Annotated in this window: 18 protein-coding genes; 9 read left to right on the forward strand and 9 right to left on the reverse strand. The window is 67.9% G+C overall.

Annotation, left to right across the window (positions count from 1 at the left end; translation table 11 throughout):
- Positions 1-508: 508 nt before the first annotated feature.
- Entirely contained in the window at positions 509-712 is a 204-nt protein-coding gene (locus tag ON36_RS32165) for a hypothetical protein (RefSeq protein WP_043661776.1), read from the forward strand.
- A 397-nt stretch (positions 713-1,109) separates the two neighbouring features.
- On the opposite strand, the gene ON36_RS34070 is transcribed toward ON36_RS32165, so the two are convergent.
- The 3 genes from ON36_RS34070 to mobF form a co-directional block, all read right to left on the reverse strand.
- Positions 1,110-2,456 carry a restriction endonuclease gene (locus tag ON36_RS34070; protein WP_157225148.1) on the reverse strand — a complete coding sequence of 449 codons (1,347 nt, stop codon included), beginning with the start codon at positions 2,454-2,456 and terminating at the stop codon, positions 1,110-1,112.
- A gap of 679 nt (positions 2,457-3,135) precedes the next feature.
- Entirely contained in the window at positions 3,136-3,345 is a 210-nt protein-coding gene (locus tag ON36_RS35310; protein ID WP_157225149.1) for a hypothetical protein, read from the reverse strand.
- A 382-nt stretch (positions 3,346-3,727) separates the two neighbouring features.
- Positions 3,728-9,628, reverse strand: a complete 5,901-nt coding sequence (gene mobF, locus ON36_RS32175) for a MobF family relaxase (RefSeq protein WP_052314623.1) — start codon at positions 9,626-9,628, stop codon at positions 3,728-3,730.
- A 503-nt stretch (positions 9,629-10,131) separates the two neighbouring features.
- Here mobF and ON36_RS35315 point away from each other — a divergent pair.
- Positions 10,132-10,296 carry a hypothetical protein gene (locus ON36_RS35315; RefSeq protein WP_157225150.1) on the forward strand — a complete coding sequence of 55 codons (165 nt, stop codon included), beginning with the start codon at positions 10,132-10,134 and terminating at the stop codon, positions 10,294-10,296.
- A 165-nt stretch (positions 10,297-10,461) separates the two neighbouring features.
- On the opposite strand, the gene ON36_RS32180 is transcribed toward ON36_RS35315, so the two are convergent.
- From ON36_RS32180 to ON36_RS32195, 4 genes are all read right to left on the reverse strand, one after another.
- Positions 10,462-12,096, reverse strand: a complete 1,635-nt coding sequence (locus tag ON36_RS32180; RefSeq protein ID WP_043661779.1) for a hypothetical protein — start codon at positions 12,094-12,096, stop codon at positions 10,462-10,464.
- A gap of 411 nt (positions 12,097-12,507) precedes the next feature.
- The gene (locus ON36_RS32185) at positions 12,508-13,068 is read right to left on the reverse strand and encodes a single-stranded DNA-binding protein (protein WP_043661903.1); all 561 of its coding nucleotides are present in this window, start codon (positions 13,066-13,068) and stop codon (positions 12,508-12,510) included.
- 345 nt (positions 13,069-13,413) lie between these two features.
- Entirely contained in the window at positions 13,414-15,201 is a 1,788-nt protein-coding gene (locus ON36_RS32190; RefSeq protein WP_043661782.1) for a ParB N-terminal domain-containing protein, read from the reverse strand.
- A 34-nt stretch (positions 15,202-15,235) separates the two neighbouring features.
- Entirely contained in the window at positions 15,236-15,499 is a 264-nt protein-coding gene (locus ON36_RS32195) for a hypothetical protein (RefSeq protein WP_043661784.1), read from the reverse strand.
- A gap of 244 nt (positions 15,500-15,743) precedes the next feature.
- Here ON36_RS32195 and ON36_RS33240 point away from each other — a divergent pair, with 244 nt between their 5' ends.
- The gene (locus ON36_RS33240) at positions 15,744-16,259 is read left to right on the forward strand and encodes an ATP-dependent DNA ligase (protein WP_052314624.1); all 516 of its coding nucleotides are present in this window, start codon (positions 15,744-15,746) and stop codon (positions 16,257-16,259) included.
- 663 nt (positions 16,260-16,922) lie between these two features.
- Here the strand turns inward: ON36_RS33240 and ON36_RS32205 are convergent.
- Together ON36_RS32205 and ON36_RS32210 are read right to left on the reverse strand one after the other, a co-directional pair.
- Positions 16,923-18,104 (reverse strand): site-specific integrase, encoded by a 1,182-nt coding sequence (locus ON36_RS32205; RefSeq protein ID WP_043661787.1) that lies wholly within the window; start codon positions 18,102-18,104, stop codon positions 16,923-16,925.
- 126 nt (positions 18,105-18,230) lie between these two features.
- Entirely contained in the window at positions 18,231-18,731 is a 501-nt protein-coding gene (locus ON36_RS32210; protein ID WP_157225151.1) for a helix-turn-helix domain-containing protein, read from the reverse strand.
- Between the two features lie 338 nt (positions 18,732-19,069).
- On the opposite strand from ON36_RS32210, the gene ON36_RS32215 reads away from it, so the two are divergent.
- From ON36_RS32215 to ON36_RS32240, 6 genes are all read left to right on the forward strand, one after another.
- Positions 19,070-19,315: a hypothetical protein gene (locus tag ON36_RS32215; protein ID WP_052314626.1), complete on the forward strand. Its 246-nt coding sequence runs from the start codon at positions 19,070-19,072 to the stop codon at positions 19,313-19,315.
- Positions 19,316-19,528: 213 nt separating this feature from the next.
- Positions 19,529-19,867, forward strand: a complete 339-nt coding sequence (locus ON36_RS33245; protein WP_157225152.1) for a hypothetical protein — start codon at positions 19,529-19,531, stop codon at positions 19,865-19,867.
- Between the two features lie 148 nt (positions 19,868-20,015).
- On the forward strand, positions 20,016-20,267 hold the full coding sequence (locus ON36_RS32225) for a hypothetical protein (protein WP_157225153.1): 252 nt from the start codon (positions 20,016-20,018) through the stop codon (positions 20,265-20,267).
- 32 nt (positions 20,268-20,299) lie between these two features.
- Positions 20,300-21,115 (forward strand): hypothetical protein, encoded by an 816-nt coding sequence (locus tag ON36_RS32230; RefSeq protein ID WP_043661796.1) that lies wholly within the window; start codon positions 20,300-20,302, stop codon positions 21,113-21,115.
- A 107-nt stretch (positions 21,116-21,222) separates the two neighbouring features.
- Positions 21,223-21,615 carry a hypothetical protein gene (locus ON36_RS32235; RefSeq protein ID WP_043661800.1) on the forward strand — a complete coding sequence of 131 codons (393 nt, stop codon included), beginning with the start codon at positions 21,223-21,225 and terminating at the stop codon, positions 21,613-21,615.
- 106 nt (positions 21,616-21,721) lie between these two features.
- Positions 21,722-24,313, forward strand: coding sequence for a bifunctional DNA primase/polymerase (locus tag ON36_RS32240; RefSeq protein WP_083885608.1), 2,592 nt, complete (start codon positions 21,722-21,724; stop codon positions 24,311-24,313).
- Positions 24,314-24,367: the final 54 nt, after the last annotated feature.

A 24,367-nucleotide genomic window follows, 5' to 3' on the forward strand; every position in this document is an offset into this window, starting at 1 on the left:
TGTCGACATGGCTAGTGTCTGGGCCGAAGGAGCCGCAGCCAGAGCCACACCCGCGGCCAAGACAACCACGACACCACCATACTTGCGAACATTCATGTCCTCAGGATTGCACCGGGCCGCGAGCCGCGAGAGGCTTTGCCTGCCCATAATTTCAGGGGCGTTGGGCTCCCGTTTCACCCGATCGCCCAGCACGGGACCGTCCGCGAGCGACAAGCGCCGATAGCCACCCGCGGTTGGCCGTGAGGCCACCGGCGACAAGCCGCAACCTCTGGTGGATGCGGCGGACCTCAGATCCTGGTGCGCACCGGAAGGACGATGGTTCCCACGCCCTGCCCTCGCTGCCCTCGTCGCGCGGGCTGGCCCCGGCGCTGTTGTCCTCGGTGTGGCGAGCACGGTTGACGCTGTGGGGGACACCAGTTCTCGGGGCAGGGAAACCGGTGGCTTTCACCGGAATACGGAGGGGCTTAGCCTCGGGCGGATCGAAACGACCTCTCTCGATGGGATCCCGATGAAACGATGGAACAGGACCGCCCTGGCGGCGGTCGGCGTGTTCGCCGTGCTCGCTCTCACCGCCGGCCCTGCGCTGGGCGAGCCGGTACGTATCCCGCTCGAGGACGCTGACCCGGTGCCGGTGCCTGTGGCCGACAGCGGGCTCGACGGGCTCACCGGATCCGCGCAGTTCCTGGCCTACTGCCTGGCGCACCCACCTTGAAAGAACTCCGCCAGCCCGGCCACGACCCGCGGGGAAGGATGGTGCGCTGGCCGGTACGCAGCTGGGACAGGTACGGAGCCGACACCGCCACCCCGCGCGCCGTCAGCGTCGCGGACCGTGGCCAGAGCTGCCGCAGCCCGGTCAATCGGTACGTCGAGTGCATGAACGGACCATGAACATGGCTGCGGTCCGGTCAACGTGCTAGTTCCGGAAACTCACCGGCCTAAAGAGGAAGCGGGGTCGACCTCGGTGACATCGCGGCCTGACTGCGTGGGGAGCTGGTCACCTGCCAACTGTTCTGCTTCCGGATGTCGTTCTCCGGCAGAGCTGTTCACCGAGTGACTCTTTCTGCAGGTCAGGAGGTACTCTTCGAGGTCGGCAGTCGACTCTGTCGTGGTCAGCGTCGAAGCGGCTCCGGGAAGAGCCCTACAGTGTCAAGGCGGATTCCCAGGTGCTCCTCCAGTGCCCGCACCAAGCCAGCGCCGTCCATCAGCTGAATTCGCTCGTGTCGGCCGGCGAATTCGCGGGCAGACGCTGTGAAGGGGCCGGTTGTCACAAGGAATCCCTCATCGAATCTCCTCTGCGTTATCACGCCGGCGAACGAACGAACCGCCTCCGCGTCTAGTGCACGAGTTGCATGCTTCACGCTTATAGCACAGGTTTTGCGCTGCGGTGATTTGCTAGTCAGAATGAAGTCGACGCTGCTATCGGCCGGGCTTAGGGCGACCGAGCCCCGTCCCATCACGGTGAACAAGGCCTGAACTAGCAAGTAGAGATGGGCGGGACCGAGCTTTCGAAGGTTCGGGGTGTCGCGATGGAGGGACGGGTACCTGCCTAAAACCTCGTCGACCCTGTAGCCGGCAGCGATACCGCTGGCCCATTCCCTGTCGTAGCCGCAGGTCGAGAAGTGCCTCAGGTCGAGTCCCGTATCGCCCCACCATATTCTTGACTCGCTCTCGCGATCGTCGACGCGGACACCGTTCACATCGTCCGTGAATCCACTTCTGCGCAGGTGGAACTTGACCTCTGGTTTGGAGGCCTCGCAACACCATCCGATGACTAAGTCTCTGGGCCAGTGTGACCGTGTATGTGCCAGGCCGTGGGTGGAGCCAATCCGTCTCAATACTGCGGGTCTCCTCAGTACACGGCTGAGAACGCGGTCACGCCGTTGTGCTCCGGCAGTATCGAAAAATCTCGACCAGCTGTTGAGGTAGTTGACTTCGCTTTTATGAGCTGAGTCGGGATAGTCCTGCCAGATTGGGTCATAGTCGCCATGGTCGGAGGAAGCAGGGCGTAGGTCGAAGCCCGACGGCACCCGCAGAACCAAGCCAGCCGCAGACCGGAAATCCGCGAGCACGAGCGTTCCGTCCGTGAGACCCCGCGGGCGCAACCCAGGAACGCCTCGCAGTCCACCGAAGTTGTGGTCGTGGTACGGCAGCAGAATGTGCACAACCGCATACGCCATCAGGGGATGTGGCTCGAGTCGTAGGAATCCCTGCGATGTGAGTCCGGCCTTCTGGATTCCCAGCAGCGCACCATCCAGCTGGCCATCACTCAACGCCTCAGCCAGTTCACATGCCGCGATGGCTTCGAGTCTCTGCTGATCTGGTGTACTTGCCTCGGGAACAGGCCTTCGCCGGGTAATCAGTCCTTGCTCGAACCACCTCTGACACTCCACGTAGCTGACGCCGGTTGCAGCGGAGCACAGGCGTGCTGCTTGTGCTTTGTTCGACGACTTAGTCACGCTCTTCTCCCTGCGCCGCAGCCGGGCGGCGGAAGGGGCTCGCTGGTCGCCGACCCGCTGTCAGCGCGCCGATCAAGCGGGCGCTAACCCTCGCCCGTTGCTCCGCGTCGCAGTCTTTCGCCAGAAACTTGGCCGTTCGAACGATCTCGATGTCGGAGACAGTCCTTGCCAAAATGATGACACAGTTGAGTACCCCGACCACAAGCAACGTTGTTCCGAACGCGGACACGTCACATCCTCCGTGCTGTCCGGCGCAGCAGTCAGAGGCAGGTACATGCATCCTGCGCAAGTTTCGACTCATCTGTGCACGTGTGGAGGGTGAGCGTCCTTCAGACTCGTTGCAGGACAAGCCGGATACCTGCAAGTAGCGAACCGCGCCCCCGTGCTGGGCACCACCGAACTATAGCCGATCTCAGCGGAAGCAGGAAAGGGCACGATCGGGTCTGGACACCACGACGTGGGTGTCCATCAATTGACTCCGTTGCCCTCCACGCCGTGTCGAGTAAGAGGCCCCACCGGGTTGTGGGTCGACTGCGAGTACCACATCGTCGGTCGAGGTTGCCCGGCCGAGCATCGGCCCACGCGAGTTCGGCCGCGATCGACAGGCGAACTTGTCTGGCGATCACCGGTGTAAACGCGCCGTCGGGCAGATCGCGTGACACCCGTGGCGCGTCGGTGGTCAGGCTCTTGACTCACCAGCAAATGATGTATCAAGTGATCGGCGCCCGCCCGTCGAGCCGCCGAGGACGACCACGAACTGGGTTACGGTTTTGTGCTGTCCAGGGTGCAGAGATACCTCGACGATCAGGTCAGTGGGGTTGGGTGTGATCACATCTCGGTTCGGGCCAACCTGCCAACGCCGGACCTGTTCATCGTGGTTGGTCACCATCTATTGATCATCGGTGTACTACGGGTCGAGGTAGTCTGCCCACGCCGATATCGTTACAGGCGTTCGGTCATCGACATGACTGTCACTCAGCTCGCGACGCGCCGCTGCCGCTTGGTAGTCGTCGAGGAGCCGGAAGAAGGCTCCAGTCCGGTCTCGCCCTCCGGAAGGTGGTGCTCGATCGCTGCGGCCCAGTCAAGCGACATCCCCCAGTCGAACATCGATCCCAGCCATCCCGAATGGTTCCGTCGGGGCAGGCTCGAACTCCTCGAGGCTCGGTGCAAACCACAACACAGCTCATACCTGATCCCCGGCACCCGAGTCGGCCAGCGGCCCCGCAATACCGACGGGCGCTGCTATTCGGGCGGCACCAGGCTGACGGCGTTTAGAGCTCGGGTCCGAAGTCGGGTCGAGGTGACGGCCGGTCGTCGATGTCGAGGGTGTCGTCGACGGTACAGGACGGCTCTGGTGGGAAGGTGGGTGTGCGCGGGTGATTCTCGGCGGGGCACTGCGTCGGGGGCAGATCCTGACGGTGCTGCTGCTCGTCCTCATGGGCGGTGAGGCTAGCGGTCAGATTCCGGCGCACCGTGTCCACCGAGTGTCGGCGCTGGAGGGTCTGCTCGGCTTCGAATTCTTTGCGGCGTTGGACTATTCGTTCGGCTGCTGCGGTTTCGGTCTGTGCGAGCTGATCGGTGAGTTCAGTGATTGCTCGATGCTGTTGCCGGGCAGCGGTGCGGGCCTGATCGTGGGAGACGGTGGCGGCGCGCAGCTCGATGGTGAGGCTGTTGATCCGGGACTGGATAGGGGCGCGTTCGCGGCGGCGCCGCGTCGAGATTTGGTCGAGTTCGGTTCGGGCGGCGTCGAGCTCGGCGGCTACCCGGTGGAGTTCGCGCGCGGCGAGGTCGCGGCGCCGTGCAGACTCGTGTGCTTCGCGCCTGGCTGTGTCGAGTTCGGTCCGGTGCCGGGTGAGAAGTGGGTCAGGTGGTTGGTGGTCGGGGAAGCGTCGCCGGGCGGGTCCGTAGAGGTCGAAGTCTTCTTCCAGGGTGGTGAGTCGGTGGCGTAGTTCGGTGATCGTGTCGGCGAGCTCGTCGTCGCTGAGCTGCTGGATCGGAGTCAGTGCGAGCGGTGGTGTGGTGGGTGGGTGGTCGCGGATCCAGGCTTCGATGGCCGCGCGGCCGGTGGTGTCGAGGGTGCGCCAGTCGCGGCGCAGTATCGCCAGCGCGGCTGGTGGGGGTTTGGTGGCGGTGAGGTGAGTGCAGCGTGCCGCGAGGTGTTCGGTCGGGTGGTGTTCGGGGATCCCGGTGTGGCCGTTGTCGCGGCAGGGTTGGCACAGTCCGTCGTCGGATCGGCGCGGTGGGATCGGTGTGGTGTCGGTGCGGGAGCGTTCGAGGTTGCATTCGACGCAGGCCAGCCCTTCGACGGGTGCTGCGGCGGCCCGGTCGTAGTCCAGCGGGAACCCGGTCGACGCTCTCGTTGGGTCGTCGGGTTCCTCGGATGCTGTGTCTGGGTTGTCGGCGACGTAGGCCTCGGCGATGTCGAGTCCGGCGGCTTCGACCGGGTCGAACTCGGGGCGGGTGCGAGTCGGGTCGAGGTACTCGCGGTGATCGCGGGCAGCGCGGCGGGGGGTGGTTGTCTGGTGTTCGGAGCGTTGATACACGCCGGGGTCGGTGGTGGGTGTGCAGGCGTGGATGAGGTCACGGTGTTGCGGGAATTGTTGTGCCGCCCACTGCAGGCGTGCCTTGGCGACAGGGAAGCTGTAGCGGTAGAGGGTGTCGGCGACCGCGTTCAGCACCGCTTGCTGTGCCTCGGTGAGGGTGGTTTGCAGGTTCTGGAACGCGGTGAAGGCGCTATCGACATGTCCGGACGCGAACATGGCAGCGATCCGATCGAGGTGCTGAACAGCGGGATCGGTTGTGGCTTCGTCCTGGGCAGTCGCTGCCTCAGTGTGTTCGGAGACGCGGTGCAGGCCGGGTTCTGGTGTAGGTTCCGGCTTTGCCGATGGAGGTTGGGGCGCCATATGGATTGTCTGTTCAGGGTCGAATGCAGATGGTTCGGTGGCGACTGGCTGGTCGTCGGTGGGGGTGTGGTGGACGAGGGTGTCGATGCGCCAGCTGAGTGCGGCGGCGAGTTGATCGGCGCGCAGTGCGGGCGCATCTGCCGGTTGTGCGGCTTGCAGGAGTTCGTAGGCGGTGGCCAGCAGATCCCGCGGGTGCCAGTCGGTGGCGCGTTCGACGGCAGCGACCAGGCGCGGCCAGCCCGCCTGGGCGGCGACCTGGGCGGCGAGGTCGGGGCCGAGGATGTCATCGAGGTCGGCGAGCCAGGGCGGGCGTAGCCGATCCCCATGCGTGGTGTCGAGTGCGGAAGCCTCCAGTTCCAGGCGCGCCCACAGAGCCGCAGCGGGCATCTCATCGGGCAGGGCCCGTTCGGCCGCGGCGGTGGTGAGCAGGATTTCGATGTCGAGTCCAGCCTGGGCGGCGAGGTCGATCTTGTCCGCGATCACCGGCCAGTAGACGTCAGCGCTGACGCGGGAGTCGATGCGGTCGCAGACTTCCTGCCACCGGTGCCGGGGCAGTTTCGGGTCGCCGAGGACCGCGGCGATGCGCGCGTCGAGCACGCATTGGTGGTTCTTCTCGACGGCGGTATGGCGTGGTGGTCCGGTGGGCCGGTGGTCGCTGTCGGGGATGGCGAGCCCGGCCCGCCACACCGCCACTCCGCTCAACAGGCCCGGGTCGGTGCGGAGCAAGGGCCGCGCCCACACGGGTGCGGTGGTCGCCGTCCACGCCGCGGTCGCGTCAGTGATCTGACGAGCCAAGGAGGCGATGATGCGTGCCCGGGCGAGTACCGGTGCGCTGATGTCGGCTGCGACAGTTCCGGCGGGTAGACCGGGTGTCCATGCCAGGGGTCCGGTGCCCGCGGAGTGGGCGCCGGTGGGGTCCAGGCGCCAGTCCAGGACCGCGGCGCGATCACGGGCAGAGTCGAGCTCGCGTTCTTCGACGGCGGCGCGGAGCTCGTCGGCGGGGTCGGCGCCGGCGAGTGCCAGCAGCGCCAGGTGCTGGCGCAGGACGGGGTATGCGGGGCTGTCGGTGAGGTTGTCGACGAGTTCATCGGCGAGCTGATCCAGCGTGGCGAGTTGTGGTTCACCGAGCGCGTGTTCGGCGGCCAGGCCGAGGGTGTCGAGGTAGATGTCGATGGCGGGACCGATGCGCTGGTGCGGGTCGAGAGCATCGCGCAGTTGGGTGTGCGCGGATTTCTGTGCGCCGTCGCGTTCCAGGATCCGGGTCAGATGCTCGACGGCGGTGCGTGGATAGTGCGCGGGTTCGGTGTAGATGGCGCCCTCTTCGCCGTCCAGCGCGGTGACCACGTAGGCGTGGTTGGCGTGCACGCCGCGGGTCATCGCGACGTAGAACTGCTGGCGTGTTTCGCTGCCGGTGAGCGCGACGTGGCAGGTGTCGGCGGTGATTCCCTGTGCGGAGTCGATCGTCGCCGCATACCCCAAATGCACGTGCGCGCGGACGTAGTCGGCAGGCAGTAGCACGAGTTCACCGGTTGCGCGGCCGTGTGATCGGTGCTCGACAGTCAGTGAACCGGCGTCGTGGACGGTGGTGACGGTCCAGGCGTAGCCGTTGCGCACCCAGTCTGTGGTGCCGAACCGGAGGCGGGGATCGTTGCGGCGGGTGCGCACGATGTCGCCGACCGAGGCGAGTAGTCCGTCGCGTAGGGCTGCGCTCGGGGCGGATTCGGTGCCGGACTTGGCGAGTCGTTCAACGCGTGCGCGGGCGTTGAGCTGACCGACCACGTCGTGGCTGCTGGCCAGCATGATGGTGTTGTGGCCGGAGGCGATGTCACGGGCCCAGGCTTGGTAGGTGTCTTCGTGGATGCTGCCGGTGTGCCCGGCGTGGACGCGGTCGTTGTCGAGGTACCACGCCAACGCCATGGGGTCCCCGTCGCGTATGCCGATGGATGCGGTGGCTTCGCCGGTGGAGGCGAAGCGGACCACGTGCGACAGGGTCAGGACTTGTTCGGGGGTGGCGTGAGTCATGTCGGTGTGGGCGCCGCCGGCTTCGATCGCGGGCAGCTGGCGGTCGTCGCCGAGGCATCGGATCGTTGCGCCGCGGCTGGTGAGGAACTGCAGCAGTTTCAGTCGTTTGGTGTTGCCGAGTTTGACGTGCTCGTCGACGATCACGAGTGTCTCGGTGTCGATGTCGAGGACCCACTGCGGCAGCGACGGCGGATACTCCCGCGCCAGGGCGAGGTTGTTCGGTCCGGGGGTGTGGCGGGCGACGACGTCGAGTAGTTTGTCGACGGTTTCGGCACGGGTACCGATGGACTCACCCAGGACAGCCGAGGCCGCGGCGGTCGGTGCCAGACCGAGGACTGTTCCACCGCTGGATTGCCAGGCGGTGGTGAGGACTTTCATGGCGGTGGTCTTGCCGGTGCCTGCGGGGGCGTTCGAGGTGTGGACGCGCATACCGGAGGTGGCGAAGGCGTCGATGACCGCGGCTTGGCCGGCATTCAACCGCCGATCGGGATGAGCGGTGTTGTAGTCGGCCACTGCGGCCGAGACCAAGTCGGTGGGCAGGATGCGAGCGCCGGTGGTCAGTGAGAGGGCGATGAGTTCGGCTTCGACGGCGAGTGTGTCGGTGGTGGTGTAGACCTGGGAGTTCGCGCGGGTGTGTAGCGAGGTGCCGTCGCGGCGGCGCAGATACTGGGGGATCGCGTGCAGGGCCGGTTCTTGGGTGAGGTCTGGATCGCCGCGCGCGATCACCGACGGCGCGGCAATGGCAGCGGCGAAGACTCGCTCGGAGACCGTCTGCCACTCGTCGGGTGGGACGAGTCCGCGCAGTTGTCGTTCGGTTTCAGCGCGTAGGTTGAATTCGCGCCAGGTCGGTCGGCGCTCGGACAGCGCGGTGAGTGTGCGCTGCGCGGTGGTGGTGATGAAGGCCTCGGTCGGGGCGGGCCGGCTCGTCTGCGGGGGTGTCAAGACCTGGGTGAGGAGGTCGTCGACGGCGTCTTGGCTTCCGAGGACCGTGGCGGCTTGGCGGCGCCAGTGGTCTCGTTGGTGTCCGTGGGAGCGGGGGAGGTGTTTGTGCGGCCGGGTTTCGAGGGTGGCTTGTTCGGCGAGTTGGTGCATTTCAGCGGGGTCCGGCTCGCGGCCGAACGTGGTCTGGAAGGCGTGGGTGAGTTGGTCGAGGCGGGTGCTGATCGCGGCACGGCGCTGGGACCAGGCGTCGATGAGTTCGACCGGGACACCGATGATCTCGCGGATCGCCAGGTCGTGGACGTTGCGGTCACCGCGGTTGGCGAACCGCATCCCGAGGGCGGTTTCGAGGTAGTGCTCGATGCGGGTGTCATAGATTTCCGACGCGGTGACCTGGGCTTCATACAGGCTGCGTGAGTCCAGGGTGCGCCACTTGCCGTCGGGGGCGCGGACCTTGTTCGCGATCAGATAGTGCGCGTGCAGGTCCGGATCGCCGGCACGGGAGTCCCGATGAGTGAACGCGGCCGCCACCATCCCGTCGACATCGACCTGCCGTACACCGTTGCGACCCATCCGCGTGAACACCGCCTGCCCCTCCAGCCAGCGCAGCGCGTCACCGATCGCGCACTGATGCGCGGCCTCGATCCGGGCTGCGATGTCAGGTGGGGCGAGCGCCCACACGACCGACACCGACTTCACCGGGCTGAAAGTGATGTCGAACCCGGCCACAGCTACCCGCGCCGGGCGCGAGTTCTTCGCCACCCACCCCGACAGTTCGCGCGCGTTCAACGGTGCACGACCGTACTCGAGCGTGAACATTCCGGTGGCGACTTCGGTGCGGATTTCTGCTCTTTCCATCGCGGAAATAGCGTCGGTCGGGTCCCTGTTTCGGGCAACGTTGTAGGCGCGGTAGGCGTCGCGGCACAGGTTGCGGTATTCGGAGGAGGGTGCGTGTTCGGCGAATTTCGCGCCGAGTTTGATCGCCTTGTCCGCGGCGCGGATGGCCTGGTGGGTGTTGGCGCCGAGCGCGATCTGGGTGTCGATTACGTGGTCGGCGATCGCGTCGGCGTTGGGGTGAATGCCTTGTCCGAACAGGTTTTCCATCTGCTGCTCGGTGACTTCGTCACCGTCGGTGAGGCCGAGACCGGCCAGGCCGGAGCCTCGCCAGCGTCCTGGTGCTTCGCCGTAAGCGCTGTAGTAGTCGGCCAGCGAGGACCGGCCACGCGCAGTCGTGTCGTTGGCGGCGATATTGCGCAGATAGTAGAGGTAGCCGTTTCCTGCGGCGACCTTGTGAATGGTCGCGACCATGCTTCAATGGAGCGCCTGAAATGGTCTGTAATTCAAGGTGTTCGGCGATATTCTCAGGAACGGGTGGGCTGTTTTCGCTGGTCGTGACGAAACTGGTATCCGAGATGCCAGATGTGTGCTTGTGAAAAGTGAGGGAGGACGGGGGGTTTGGAGGGTGCGGCAATGCGGAGAGGAGGAGTGGTGAGTTGGTTGGGAGCGGCGGAGCGCGGTGACGAGGCGGGGTGTGGTGGTGGGTGGATCAAGGAGGATGCGTGCGTCAGCGGTGTGGCCTGGCTGCTGTTGCCGGGTGCGCCGGACTGCCGGGCCTGCGATTCGCCTCGGTCCCCGCGCTGCGGCGCGGGGAACGTCGGCCGGGCGCGGACCGCTGACGTGCAGCCGCGGAGGTGCAGTGGCGGCGCAACGTGGTGCCATCCGATCGGGTCGCGTAACGGCGGCCCGTCGTTGGCGACGACGTCACCGAACACCCGTGATCGGCGTTGGCAGAAGTCCCAGCGTGCGGCGAGATGTTCATCGCCGCGGTCGGGGTGATCGTTGAGCGCGGCCAAGACACGTCGCAGAACAACCGCGACGTTTGTGTCGGTGGAGGCGTGGATGGCGAATCGCTCGACGTGGCGGACACGATCATGCGGTCGATAGCCGAGGAAGGCGGTGTCGTTGTCAGCGACTGAGATGGTGACCACGCGGATGTCGGCACGGCGAGTGGCGCGGGAGACGGTGAGAGGCCGGGCACGACGGTGACGGGCACGACGCAGCACGGGATCCTCCGATCTGAGCGAAGGGCGGGGCGCCGTCCGGGACTGGACGACGCCCCGCGAACGCGTGGCTCGGAAAAGTCAGGCCGCCGCCGCCCGGTTGGCCCGTGTGCTCGGTTGGTAGAGGCCGAGGTGGACTCGGCACTGGGTGCAGAAGCCATCGTCGTGGACGGGGACGTAGCGGGTGCAGGCTTCGCAACGTCCGCGCCGTTGCCCGGCCGGGACCGCTGGTCCGCCTCGCCGCGCAGGGCGCCGCGCGGGTGCGGGTTCACCGGCAGGTTCGTCGAGGAGGAAGTTGCCGTCCGCGTCGTAGCGGGGCGCACCGGGCAGATCCTGGTTGGCGCGGAGGAACTGGTCAAGCCCGCGGGCGATCCACTCGGGTGCGCGGCGACGCACTTCATCTATCAACGCGACCGCCGCGGCGCGGTAGTGGGTGGCCCAGTAGGTGCAGTAGGCGATCGTGAGGTCGGTGGGGGTGAACCCGCCGGGCAGGGTCGGCAGGCCTGGCCGGTCGTCTTCGCGGCAGTGGTCGCACAGTCCGTCGTCGGAACGCAGCAGCCCGTCGCGGACGTGGACGGGTCGCCGGTCGGCTTCAGCGCGTTCGATGAAGCACACCACACACCGCCAGCCGTGGGTCGGGGTCATGGCGGTGCGGAAGTCGTCGAGCCCGTTGCCCTGGAACAGGTACTGATTGCGGCGGTCGGCTCGGGACCCGAGCCGGGTGCGGCGCTCAGCCCAAACTCGGGAGTCCTCCGGGTTCTGCACCCGTTCGCCGGCGAGGGCCCGGTCGTGATCGTGAGCGGCGGCGACATGACCGCAGTACTCGTGATCCCAGATCGCATCGATCAGCTCAGCAGACTTCGCCGCCGCCGCGCCAGCTCGGCGTCCGCCAGCAGTGGCGGTGGTGGCACCGGTGAGGCGGACACCACGGTCGAGGAGTTCGGCGATGCGCCGGTTCACCCGGTCCCGGTCGTCGATTTCAGTGTCGACATAGAGCGCCTCGGCGACGTAGTCGCGCACGACCAGCGGTTCGTGCTCGGCCGGGCGGCGTTTACCCCGCGAGGCGGCGCGGTCGCGGATCTGCTCGGGTGTCAGGCGGGAGGCATCGACCCGGCGTGTGGCGGGTGCGGACAAGCGCGGCAGCGGGTTGCGCCACACCCGGATGGACTGACGCGGCATCTCCGCGGTGTCGAGTTGGGCGTGCAGGGCGGCGAACTCGTCAGCGACGCTGGTGCGGTTGGCGCGGGCCCGGTTCTCCAGGACCTGAGCCAACGCGGCATCGGAGTGCGAGTGCAGGCCGGGGTCGGTGTCGGGGACCAGACATAGCAGGCGCTCGCGTTCGAGGTCGTCGCCCTGGCTCCAGCGTGCTCGCAGCCGCGTGAGGGCGGCCTCGCGCGGGTAGAGGGTGAAACACTCGACCATGAAGTCGAGCACGTCCCAGTCGGCGTCGGTCGCCAGGTCCAGCGCGGACCGGAACCTGGCGATCGCGGCGCGGCGGTCACGGGCGAACTCGACCTCGATGGCGGAGATCGCGTCGAGGAATGCATGTGTGCCTGGGACGGTCGCCGGCTCACTGGCGGGTTCGTCGCCGACGTGGATCGGCTCGGGGTCGGTGGTGATGCCGGAGGCGGTCATGTCGAGTTCGTGGAGTTCGAGTCCCGGCTTGAGGGTGTAGGTGGTGTTGGGGACGGCGGATGCGGATACGTCGATGGACACAGTGGTCTCCTGACTTCGATGGTGAGGCAAGCTCGGCACCGTGAGCGGGCTGGGACTGCCACGCTCTTCGCGACATAGGGGTGCCGGGCTGGGGTGGGCCCAGCCGAGGGCGTCCGACCAGGTCAGTGGGCGACGCGACGGCAGGAACGCGCCAAAGCGTGCGCGAACGAATTCCTGCCCCAGACCGGCGGACTCGGCTGGGTGGGGAGGGGAATTCGTTCGTGCCGGGCGCGGGCCTGACGGCGTGGCGCACGCTGGCCTGGTAGCCCTCGAGCGGCTGGGCCCGCCCCAGCACGGTGCCCCGACCCACCACCTGCCTGCCCGGCTCGCCAGCCGCGGGCTTCCTGCCTGTGGGAACGGCATGGCCAGCACCGGACCGCTGTATCTCGGAGCCGCAGACTCCGGTGGCCGCTAGAAGGGTGGTTCGCCGCTGATTCCGCTGGTGCCGGCTCCGGTGGTGGCAGGCGCTGCCCAAGGGTCGGCGTCGTCGGTGTCTGCGTGGGCTGCTTGCGTGTTCCACGGGTCGGTGTTGTTGCCGTGCGCGGTAGGTGCTCCGGCGGCGGGGTTCGTGGTAGGTCGACCGAATCCGCTGTCGGTGCCGGTGCGGCGGTTGGTGCGTGTGACAGTGGCGGTGGCGTAGCGCAGCGACGGTCCGACTTCGTCGACGTCGAGTTCGACAACGGTGCGTTTGTCGCCGTCGCGGGTCTGGTAGGTGCGCTGTTTCAAACGGCCGCTGACGATCACGCGCGCGCCCCGGGGCAGTGACTCGGCGATGTTCTCCGCGGCCTCGCGCCAGAGACTGCACCGCAGGAACAGTGCCTCGCCGTCTTTCCACTCGTTGGTTCTGCGGTCGAAGGAACGCGGCGTGGACGCGACGGTGAAGTTCGCGACCGCATCGCCGGCCGGGGTGAATCTGAGCTCGGGGTCGGCGGTGAGATTGCCGATGATTGTCACGCTGGTATCGCCTGCCATGAGCATCCTCTGGGGGGTCGAAGCACGGATGATGGGCACGGGGCCGGCCGATGTGCGGTCAGCTGTCGGTGGGGAAACCGCCCATGCTGGGTGGGGCGGGTGGCTGTCTGTCGTCGGTGGGCATCCCGCTGCCGCTAGATCCGCAAGTCCCCTGGTGGTCTCCGTGGCCGGATTCCATCAGAGCTCGTTGTCGGTCCGGCTTTCGAGAGTCGGAAAGGTCGAACCGACCGTCCAGTGCAGCGTCACAGTGGCGTTCTCGATTTCGCGGGCTACGGCGGAGAGGCGGTCCGGTTCGTCCCCTTCGATCCGGACCGCCAAATAGGTGGCCCTCCTGATGATTTGGTCTCAGGCCGCGTCAGCGAGTTCGCCCGACTCTTCGCTGTCCTGCCTGACCGCTCCGTGCTCGGTGGGCTCGGCGACCCGTGACGGGTCCTCGGTCGACTGGATGGCGGGGATTGGTGCATGGGGGTCGAGGGGGATGAGTGTGTAGTCGAGGTCGCCGGTGGCGGCGAGTTCGACGTCGACGAGCGTGAACGGCTCGGTCTGGTCGCTGTTGCGCTGTCGGCGGTGCAGGTGTTGCCCGATCTGGGCGAGCAGTCGCAGGTAGCGGGGCCGTGCTGTGGCGTAGGGGTGGTGGTTGCGCCAGAGGTCCTTCTCGATCGAGGACTCGTGCGCGGCCAGTACCAGCCCGAGGGTGATCACGTGCGCTCGCCCACCCGCTGCATTGTCGGCTTTGTCGGTCAGGGCGGTGCGGGTGTCGGCGCCGAGCAGGTCCTGGGCCAGTGAGCGTGCGCGGGTTCCGCTGAGCAGGGTGGCGTCGTGGGCGAGGGACCAGGCTACGAACTCCGCGGCACCGGGCGGCGGAGTGCGCAGTGCGAGGACGCGGCGTAGGAACTCGACGCGCCGTTCCTTGGCCGCGGCGCCTCGCTTGTTCAGCTCGATCACTCGCCGTCGTTCGGTGCGCGCCTGCTCCACTGCGGCGGCCTGGGCGGCCGCGCCGTGGGCCGCGTCGCTCACCGCACCGGTACCCTCGCCGACGGTTGCGGTGGCGTGGACTCGGCGCTGCAGGCCGAGGGCATCGAGCTGGTCGGTGCGCAGCTGGTAGCCGGGGATCCAGGCGTCGCGGTAGGCCAAGCCCTGAAAGCTGCGCAGTCCGTCACGGGGTTCATCGAGCGCGGTGGTGGCGTCGAAGTCGACGCTGTCGGGATCGACGCCCAGACCGGTGTCGGGGTCATAGAGCTCGACATCCTCGACAAGATCGAGCGCGACCGGCCAGCGGGCGGGGTCGGCCTCGATCTGTTCCCAGCTGACCGGCTCTCCGTCGGCGTCGACGAGGTCGTCGACCGCCACGTACACCTCGGGGTCGAGGTCGAGGGAGTCGACGGTCAGGATCGGGTGCCCGGCTGCGGCGTAGGGGAGGGTGGCGGTGAGGCGGTCGCGGCGCTGCTGGCGGTCGGCGGCGATGAGCCGGGCGCGGTAGTCGAAGTTCCAGCGGCTCTCCGACAGGCGCTGGACGGCGTCGGTGTCGCCGAGGTGTTCGTAGCCGGCGAGGACCTCGAGTTGATCCAGGCTCCAGGATCGGTCGTCGAGCAGGGTGGCGGCGGTGGTGGAGCGGGCGATGGTGGCAGCTCGACGGATGCTGGAGGTGTCGGCTTGCAGGTCCTGGGCGATGCGGGTGACGGTGGCGCCGAGGTCGAGCATGTAGGCGACTCCGGCGGCGCGGGCGGAGTTGGTGAGCTCGATGCGGCGGTCGTTGAGGTTGATCTGGTCGATCGTGCGGGTGATCTGGCGTTCGGGATGATCCAGGTCCAGCTCGACCGGGCGGATGTAGACCGGGACCCGCGTGAGACCGAGGTGGCGGGCGATCAGGGCCCGGACCTGGCCGTCGACCACGACCACCTGTCCGTCGGGGCCGCGTTCGGCCAGGATCGGATCCACCACGCCGAGGCGGCGGATCGAGTCGACCTGCTGCGGGTAGGCGTCGAGGTCGATCTGATCCTCGGGGCGCACGTTGTGACCGATGATCAACTCGGCGGGGTCCATGAGCCGGGCCTCGGCTTCGGCCGGCAGTGGGGCGAGCACTGCGATGTCATCGCTGATGTTGGTGTCGGCTTCGAGGGTCGCGGGGGGCATGGGGGAGTCCTTCCTGACGAGTGTCGGACGGGGGTCAGCGGGTGTGGGTGCGGCGGCGGACGTTGAGCGGGAACAGCAGCAGCGCGCCGGTATCGGGGTCGGGGCGGTAGGTCCAGTACTTGGCGCGCCAGTGCGGGAACTCGGCGCTCCAGCGTTCGAGCACCGGGTTGCCTTCCAGCGCGGTGGTCGGTCCGGCCAGGCCGAGGTGCTCACGGTGGGTGTAGTCGCTGCGCGAGATCGACTCCAGGACGCCAGGGTCGTGGCCGGTGTCGATGACGGGTGCGGGGGAGGTGCTCATGGGATCTCCTGACTGGGGGAAGGGAGTGCGTCGGCCCTAGCGGAAACCGCGGACAGGATCACGCTGGATGTTTGCTGGCTGTGGTTGGGAAAGGGCGCGGCGATGGCCAGAAGCAGGTGAGTGGGCTGGGAAGGTATGCGCCGATGCTGGCGACCGCGGGCACGGCGCCCGTCGATGAGGACCGCTGGGCCTATGAGGTGAAATTCGACGGCATCCGCGGCCCTGACCTTATGTCGATTCACCGGTGCGGTTGGAGTCGCGCAACGGCAACGACATCACCGTCGCATGGCCGGAACTGGCAGGGTTGGCGCCGGCAGAGCCGGGGTTCGTGGTCGACGGGGAGATCGTGATCGAGCATGCGGGCAAGTCGTCGTTCAAGGCGCTGGCCCCGCGGATGCATCAACGCAACCCCGCCGTGATCGGTGAGCTGGCCGCGTCCACGCCGGCGACGTACATGATTTTCGACCTGCTCCAGATCGGGGGCCGTTCCTTGATCGAGCTGCCCTACAGCCAGCGCCGCACACTGCTCGAGCAGACCCGGCTGGCGGGCCCGCATTGGCAGATCCCGCACCTGCTGCCGCGCCCAGGCCGCTGGCGATGTCGAAGGAACTCGGGCTCGAAGGGATCTTGTAGCCAGGGTTTGAAACTGACCAATCGACCAAGCGAATGCTGTCTGCAGTTTCTGCTCGTGCCGATAGGTCTGCGGTCGGAGGTGCGGCGTCGGTGGCCTCAGTCACGCTTGTTCGAGGAACGCCGATGACCTGCTCGGACCGGCTACCGTCGACAGTGTCGAAACATCATCGCCGCCTCCCTCAGCGGATTGTGCGCCGATCCAGAACACGAAGAGCATCGCCATGCGAACACAGTTGCCCCTGAAGGGCGGGCTGTTCGTCATGGCGTCAGATCATTCGGTCAATGACCGTGTATGCACAACCGATCTTCGATGGAATCCGCTCCGACAAGACCCTGATGAGGTCGGTCTGCCCAGTTGATCAGCGTTCGGAGACCGTCGCCTTCCGAACACCGAGAGCGGGCGTGGGGCCTGCGGGTGCCTACCGGACGGCCGGCCCGCATGATGATCGGTTCTGGATCGTGCCAAATGATCCTGATCTGCTCGTCGATGGCGCACCATAGAGCATGGCGGATTCCGAGGTCACGTGGAACTCTCCCTGAGCCTCGACGAGATCCGCACTCAGCTGGTGGAGGCTACGGCGGGTCACCCGCCGCTAATGACGATCAGTGCGATCTCAGGGCCCCCGACCCGCGCGCGTCGGCTCGCCGGGCGACACCGCAACCCGGTGAGTTACCCCCGACGTCCGGCCCGATATCGCGTCTCACCTGCATAGGGAGACCGGTTCGGGCCGGACGTTTTGGGGTGTCCAGCACAGATATAGCACGAATTGAAGCGTACAACCCCGGCCCACTACAGCGCTTCGGAGTAGTCGACCACGGTCCCGTCCCGGTCGATGTAGTGCGTCTGCGTGACTTTGCTGCCCGGCTTGTGCCGCGCCATCTCCTGGGCCGCGCCGAGCCCGTGAGCGTCGTAGACGCGGGTGACGGCGGTCTTCCGCAAGGTCTTCGGGGTCGACCAGTCGAGTTCGGTCCCGGCGACAATCTTCCGGTAGACACCCCGGATGTCGTCGGGGTTGATCGGCCCGCCGTGGCGGGTCTCGAACACCAGCACCGCGTCCGGCCGGGCCGCTAGCTTGCGCTTGCGCAGGATCGACAGGCAGGCCGCCGACACCTTGACCACCCCGGCAGACTCGTCGGTCTTCGGGTAGTCCTGGCGACGGACCTTCTTCTTGCCGGTGTCGTCCTTGTCGACGATCGTCCCGGTGATCTCGACCGTTCCCGCGTCATAGTCGATGTCTTCCCACCGCACCGCGAGCGCCTCGCCGAGTCGCCCCGCGAGTTCGTAGGTCAGTTGGGTCACGTCCAGAAAGCGGCGATCGGTCCGGCACCGAGGACGCGCGAAGTAGTCGGTTTCGAGTTGGCGATACTGCGCGTACTGCTCGACGGTGAACGCGCGCGGCCGGGGTGCGCTTCGGGTGCTCGGCGTCGTGCGGTCGAACGGGTTCACCTCCAGCGCGTCGTCCAACACGGCCATGTCGAACGCGCCCGTGAGGATGGTCTTGTGCCAGCGTCGAATGGTCCCCGCTGGCAACTGATTCAGGTAGTTCTCTGCCATCGACGCGCGCACCCGGCCGATCTTCTGCTTACCGAGCGGTGACCCGAGGATGGTCACCTTGTCCGCCGAGCCTTTCTCGGCCGGGTGAATCTGGGCGTAGTACTGCCCGACGGTCTGCGGACGGGAGCCCTTGGTGGTCTTGTACCGCTCGAACCACATCAACACCAGTTCGCCGACCGTGGTGTCTGGCGTGATCGTCTCCCCGAGCGGGCCGACCCGCTTCCGGCCGACAAGCTTCTTTTTCAGCCGGTCGACGGCTGCCGGTTTGGTGCGGCCGTACGCCTGCACAAGGCGGGTTTCGCCGTCGGCGTCGCCGTACCGGCACCAGGCGCGCCACTTGCTCGACGCGGGGCGGGTGTCGCTGGACTTCGCGGTGATCTCGCCGTATGTCCCGGCGGTGGTCTTCGGCCTAGGCATCGTCGGCCCCGTTAGGCTTGTTCATTGCTGCTGCTTTCTTCCTTGGATGGGGTGTTGGTGGTGGCGCTGTGGCCCCCGTCGCTCGCAGTTGGCGCTACGAGATTCCGGCGGGGGTCACCCTTGTGTTCATGAGGTGTCGGCGGCGCTTCCCTTCCCCCGAGCGCGGGTCGCGTCGTCGGCGAGCGCAAGCAAGTCCGGGCCGTCCCGGTCGCCGAATGACCATCCGGGCCGCGCCCGTAGTTGGAACTCGGCTACCGCCGTCGGCGACGACCACCACGCGGGCGTCCCGAGCGGGTAGACGCCCTGGAGCCACTCCCACACCGACGCCGCCGGGGCCGTGCCTGCGGCGGTGACCTGAACATCGGTCACGCCGGTGTCGGTATGCGGCATCAGTAGCGCGTTCGGGTTCACCCCGAGCCCGAACGCGAGCGTCGCGAGGTCGTCGACGTCGGCACGGCGCGCGCCCCGCTCTATCTCGCTGATCATGGAATGGTTCAACGGCCGGTCGGTTCCCGCGAGCCTGTCCGCCAGCGCGCGCAGCGTGAGGCCCTGGCCCTTCCGTATGCGCGCGAGGTTCTCCCGCACCGTCTCGCCGGTCGGCCCTAGCTCGACCCGTCTTGTACCCATCTTGCAGACTATACGCGCGATATTCCCGATCGCCGAGCGAAATAGCCGCACGGCGTGACCTGCCTCACGTCACCGGCCGGGCGCGACGCTACCCCCGGCGGGTCGGGCTCGCGGTAGCCGCGCGACGACTCGACGTAGGACCGAGCAACACCGCCGCGTGTCGGCGAACCGGTGTCAACGTTGCGCGTCACGGTTTACTGAAAATCGTTGCGGCACTGTGCAACACGGCTCAACGACACAAGCGACTTGTGTCGCGGTTCGTGCTGGACAACCCCACCGATCGGCTGGTCTCCTGGCATCCATCGACACCGAGAACCAACGAACCGGGAGACACGACAGTGACCACCAAGCACCGCGCAGGCCGAGTGCCGGTCGCGACGACCAACGAATACGCCACCCCCGATGAACTTTCCGCTCGGTGGTCCGTGCCGCTGGACAGCCTCGCGCACCAGCGCTACAGCGGCACCGGGCCGAAGTTCCTCAAGATCGGCCGTCGGGTTCGGTACCGCTGGGCCGACATTCTCGAATACGAGTCCCGAAACACGTTCGACCGCACCGACGCGGTTGCGGACGCCAGCGCGTAGTACCCCCATCCAAGGACCACAAGAGCGCGAGTGCCGTTGGTGCTCAACAACTTTTGAAAGGTCCTATCGAATGTCCGAACCGAGAAACACCCCGCCCGCCCCGACCCGCCGAGCCGCGCCCTTGGCGATGCTCGCGCCATCTCACCCCGCTCTGTGGGGTTGTGTCGCCGTCGCGTGCAACCTCGCCGCCCTGGCCTTGGTGATCGGGGGCCGGTGATGTGGCACGTCATCGAGTCCGACCCGCTCCCGCGCCCGCCGCGACCCGGCGAGCTGTCCGCCCTGCTCGTCGGCCGTCTCCAGCGCCGCGACCGGCGGTCGGCATGGTCGCGCTCGCGGCGCATCGCCCGCGAGTTGTCCGAGGCCGTCGGGCTACACGACCGCGAGCGCGAACGCCTGCACAAGCACTACCGGCGCGAGCTGGAGCGCCGCCGCGAGGTCGCCGAGTGGCTAGCCGCCGACATCGCCCGGCGGGACGTGCTTCCGGCCGCGTGGTGGGCGATCGCGCCGACCGCGACCGCCGAACGGCACCGCACCCGAACCGCTTTCGGGTGACCGGCCACCCCGCCGGTACGCGCCACCGGCGAGCGCAGGCCGCCGCGCACCGGCTCGCCGTCGCGGGCTATCCGACCCCGGTCCCGTGCGCCTGCCCGGAGCACCGGACTACCACCGAATTCACCCACACCACCGAAACGAGGACACAGTGAGCCTTGCAATCCAGATGAACGACGTCACCGCCGTACTACTGGCCGACGGCTGGCACGACGTCGCCGAAAAGTCTTTCGGCACCGACTCTTACGAGTACCTGGACGGCGACTACCTCGCCGTCGGTGGCGGCGCGGTCGCCGGGGTACCGAGTACCGGTTTCGAGTTCCAGACCCCGGACGGCGACCGCATCGCCGGGCCACTCACGGCCCTACTCGCCGTCAAGCACACGGCACAGACCCGCCGCTGACCAACAACACCACCACCCGAATCGAGGACGAAATGAACCCCGACATCATCGATTACGACTACACCGCACCGGCCGGACCGCGCCGCAACGATGCCGCGTACACCGACGGCCGTACGCACCGCAGCAAGACCAACCTCACGGCCGCCCTGGAGGTCCCCGCCGCGCGCGAGCGGTGGCGGGAAGAAGGCGAGCGGGTCCGGCTGGCCTTCTCCAAGGTCCGGGACAGCTTGAACAACGCCGTCACCGAGGACACCACCACCGTGGACATGGTGCTGGCCGCCGCGCTCGACCAGGCCGCGCGTAAGGAGCGGGTCGCGGACGACTTGCTGTCCCGCGTCGTCGACGCGCAGGAACGCAGCGGACGGGCCGCCGTGGCACGGGTGGCGCTGGCGACCCTGGACAGAATGCACGCCGGGGAGCTGGGACAGCGGTTCGCCGAGATCGCCGACGAGATGCGCGCGGCCGTCGCCGACGAGATCGCCGCCGTACTCGCCGACGCGGTCCGGCTCGCGCAGGCCCTCGACGGCATCGGCACCGCCGAGGCCGCCATGTCGGCGAACAAGTCGGCCGAATGGCTGGAGCGGGCCGCGCTGGCGGATCGGTGGATGGCGTGCCAGCGCTCGCGGGTGTGGCTGGAGCGCGCGACCCGCGACGGTTTCGAGGCCCTGCCGGGGACGGACCGGATCGACCGCTTCCGCAACGGCTCGGCCGGTATCGCGGTCGGCGGCGAGGTCTGGCGCAACCAGTTCGCCGACCACCACACCCGAGACACCGACGACGCGGCCGGGGTCCTGTCCTGGTACGTCGCCGAGATCAACGACGGCGAGCACCCCGAGGCGCTCGTCTGACACCCCCAGCTCCCACACCAGGGGTTCCTACTTCGCGGTTGGCCCCTGGTGTGGGTCCCCAGCGGGGCGCGCTCACGGGCGCGCCCCGCTCCGAGAACGGAGACGACATGTCAGGCAACGGTTTCGATCGGTATCTCACCGACGACCACAAGACCACCCACCGCAGCGAGGACGCCGCGCAGCGGCGCGCGCGTATCCGCGAGGCCATCGCCGCCGGGACGGCGGAGTACGACCGTGACGGTCAGGTGCTCGACCCGGCGGGCACCGAGCGCGGCACCCCGAGGCCCCGGCGCGACACCGGGGAGGGCCGGACCGAGGACACCCCGCCGAGTACGCGGCGGCTCACCGCCGACGGCTCGCACCAGGGCGAGCAGACGAACCCGAACGGGTTCGGCAAGCACATCTCCGGTGACGCACCGGCCGGACCGAGCGACGCGGCGCAGCGCGAGGCCGACAGCCCCACGGCCGGACGCGGGTTCGGCCGATTCCTGCGGAACTGAGCGGGTCGCCACCCGCGACGGGTCGACGTCCCATCCAAGGCCGCCCACCGCAGCAGCGAGGCACCCGAGCCCGGCACCCGACCCCCGCGCAGAGAAACGAGACGACATGTCCGCGTCACAGAAGAAGGCCCCGACCGCTACCGGGAGAGGAGCGGTCGGGGCCACCGAGAAAGGCCGCCCGCCAATGACGACTTTCAGCCCTGAGCTTACCAGTCGCGAGGTCGCCGAGACCTACGCCGACAACGGCTGGAGCCCCTTCCCGCTCCCCGCTGGGAAGAAGTTCCCACCGCCCGACGGGACCACCGGCCACGTGCCGGACGTCGACCCGGACACCGCGCTGGCGCTGTTCGACGAGGACGCCGACACGAATATCGGTCTACGGCTCGGCGGCGACGTGATCGGTATCGACGTCGACCAGTACGGCGACAAGCGGGGCGCGGACAACCTCGCCGCCCTGGTCGCCCGGCTCGGCCCGCTCCCCGACACCTACCGCTCCACTCGCCGGGGTGCCGACAACCCGTCGGGCATCCGCTTCTACCGCGTGCCGACCGGCCGTCGGTGGAAGGGAAAAGCGGGGGACGGTATCGACGTCATTCAGCGGACCCACCGCTACGCGGCCGTCTGGCCTTCGCGGGTCGACGGCGGGACCTATCAGTGGTTCGGGCCGAACGGTGCTGTGCTGCACGGCGTCCCGAAGGTCTCGGCCCTGCCGGTGCTCCCCGCCGCGTGGGTCGCCCACCTCACCCGAGGCGCGGCCACCCCGGACCGGTCGACCCCGCGCGAGCTCGACAGTGACCCGCGCGGGTGGCTCGCCGAGAACGTTCCCGGCTACGCCGACGAGATGTCGCCGGAACTGGCACGGTTCACCGACCCCGAGCGCCTCGCCGCCCAGATGTCCGGCAACGGGCACGACGGCTTGCTGTCGGCGACGAAACATGTTGTGCGCCTCGCGGTTGAGGGCCGCGCCGGACTCGGGACCGCGCTCGACGCCGTCGAAACCGCATTCCGCGGGGAGGTCACCGGACGCCGGTCGGACGATGTCGACGGCGAGGTGTTCCGCGTGATCGCCGGAGAGGTCGCGCAAGTCCGGGACGAACTCGCCGCCGGTGCATTGGTGCTCGCGACCCGCGCGAGCTACCGCGACCAGGACGCCCACCAGGACACCCGCGCCGTACTGGCGCAGCTACGGCGCGCGCTCGACAGCGGCACCATGGAGGTAGACGCCGAGCAGTTCTCGCAAAGCGACAGCGGCAACGCCGAAATGTTCCTGTCGTCCTACGACGGCCGCATGGTCGTACTCACCGACCGCGCGGCCTTCCGCTACTGGAACGGTGAGCGGTGGGTCACCTACGAACAGGACGGTGTCACCACCGAGATTTGGCGGGCAGGGGTCGCCGAGCCGCTCGAACGGGCCGCGCTGGTATGGGACCGGCGGGCCGATGAACTCGAACGCGCCGGAGATCAGGCCGCCGCGAAGGACGCCCGGCGGTGTGCCGCCGAGCGCCGCAAGCGGGCCGACGCATCCCAGAACCGACGCCAATACCGCGACGGGCTCGCGCAGGCCCGGAACGTAGACGGCTACCAACAACCCTCGACGAGGTGGGACAACTCGCCGCTGTTGGGAGCGGGTCCCGCTGTGGTCGACCCGGCACGCTACACCGAAACCAGCGACGCCGCCGACCTTGTCCGACCCGCTCGGCGAGCCGACTTCGTCTCTCGCTCTATCGGTTTCGAGTTCGAGCCTGACGCGCACGGCCCCTACGTAGACAAGTTCCTTGCGCTATTCCTGCCCGACGAGGTTCTACGGGCCGACGTGTTCCGGGTGCTCGGCGCGGCGGCGCTGTCCGTCGGTAACCCGCTCGGCAAGTTGATCGTCCTGCGCGGCGCACCGTCCACCGGCAAGAGCACCACACTGGACCTACTCGCCGCCTCGCTCGGCGAATACGCGGGCACCGTGTCGTCTGCGGTGTTCCGGGCACCGACCCACGACAACGCCTCGCCGGAACTGGCGAACGCGCTGGACTGGCGACTGGTCACCCTGTCCGAGTCCTCGCGCCGTGACCACCTACACGCCGACGTCGTGAAGCGGCTTACCGGCGGGCTCGACCAGATCAGCGTCCGGCGGCTGTACTCGAACGACGTCGTGACCAAGGTTCCGGCGTTCGCGCCGATCATGGCGACGAACGCCATGCCGACCATCCGCGACGCCGACCAGGCGGTGAAAAAGCGGCTGTTGGTCCTGCCGTTCGACGTTCAACACCTCGACGGCCCGCTACAGGGCTATCCCGTCACCAATGCCGACCGATCGCACATGCTGCGCATGTTGATCAACGGCTACGCCGATCACGCACGGCGCGGCCTGTCCGACCTACACCCCGCGATCGGCGCGGCCACCGCCGAGGCGTTCGCGGACACCTCCCCGTTCCAGAAGTGGTGTGCCGAGTGTCTGGTGAGGGCCGGGGACCTCGCGCCAGGGTCGCGCGTGGGCTCGGCGGACGCCTGGGAGATGTTCGCGCGCTGGCAGGACGCCGAGCGGATGAACGGCACCGAGCGGATCACCCGAGGCGAGTTCCTGTCGGCGATGCGCGACGCCTACGGCCCCGCCGACACCGTCGCCAAGATCAAGCAACCAACAGGGAAATGGAGGACGGCCCGCGTATATGCGGGCGTCCGCTGGCGCACAGACCCGCGCGCCTAGAACACGACCGACACCCCGGCGGCCGGATGGGCCCCGCCGGGCTCAAGAGAGAGA

Origin of the sequence: Nocardia thailandica NBRC 100428 (assembly GCF_000308795.1) — a bacterium.
Classification (GTDB): Bacteria; Actinomycetota; Actinomycetes; order Mycobacteriales; family Mycobacteriaceae; genus Nocardia; species Nocardia thailandica.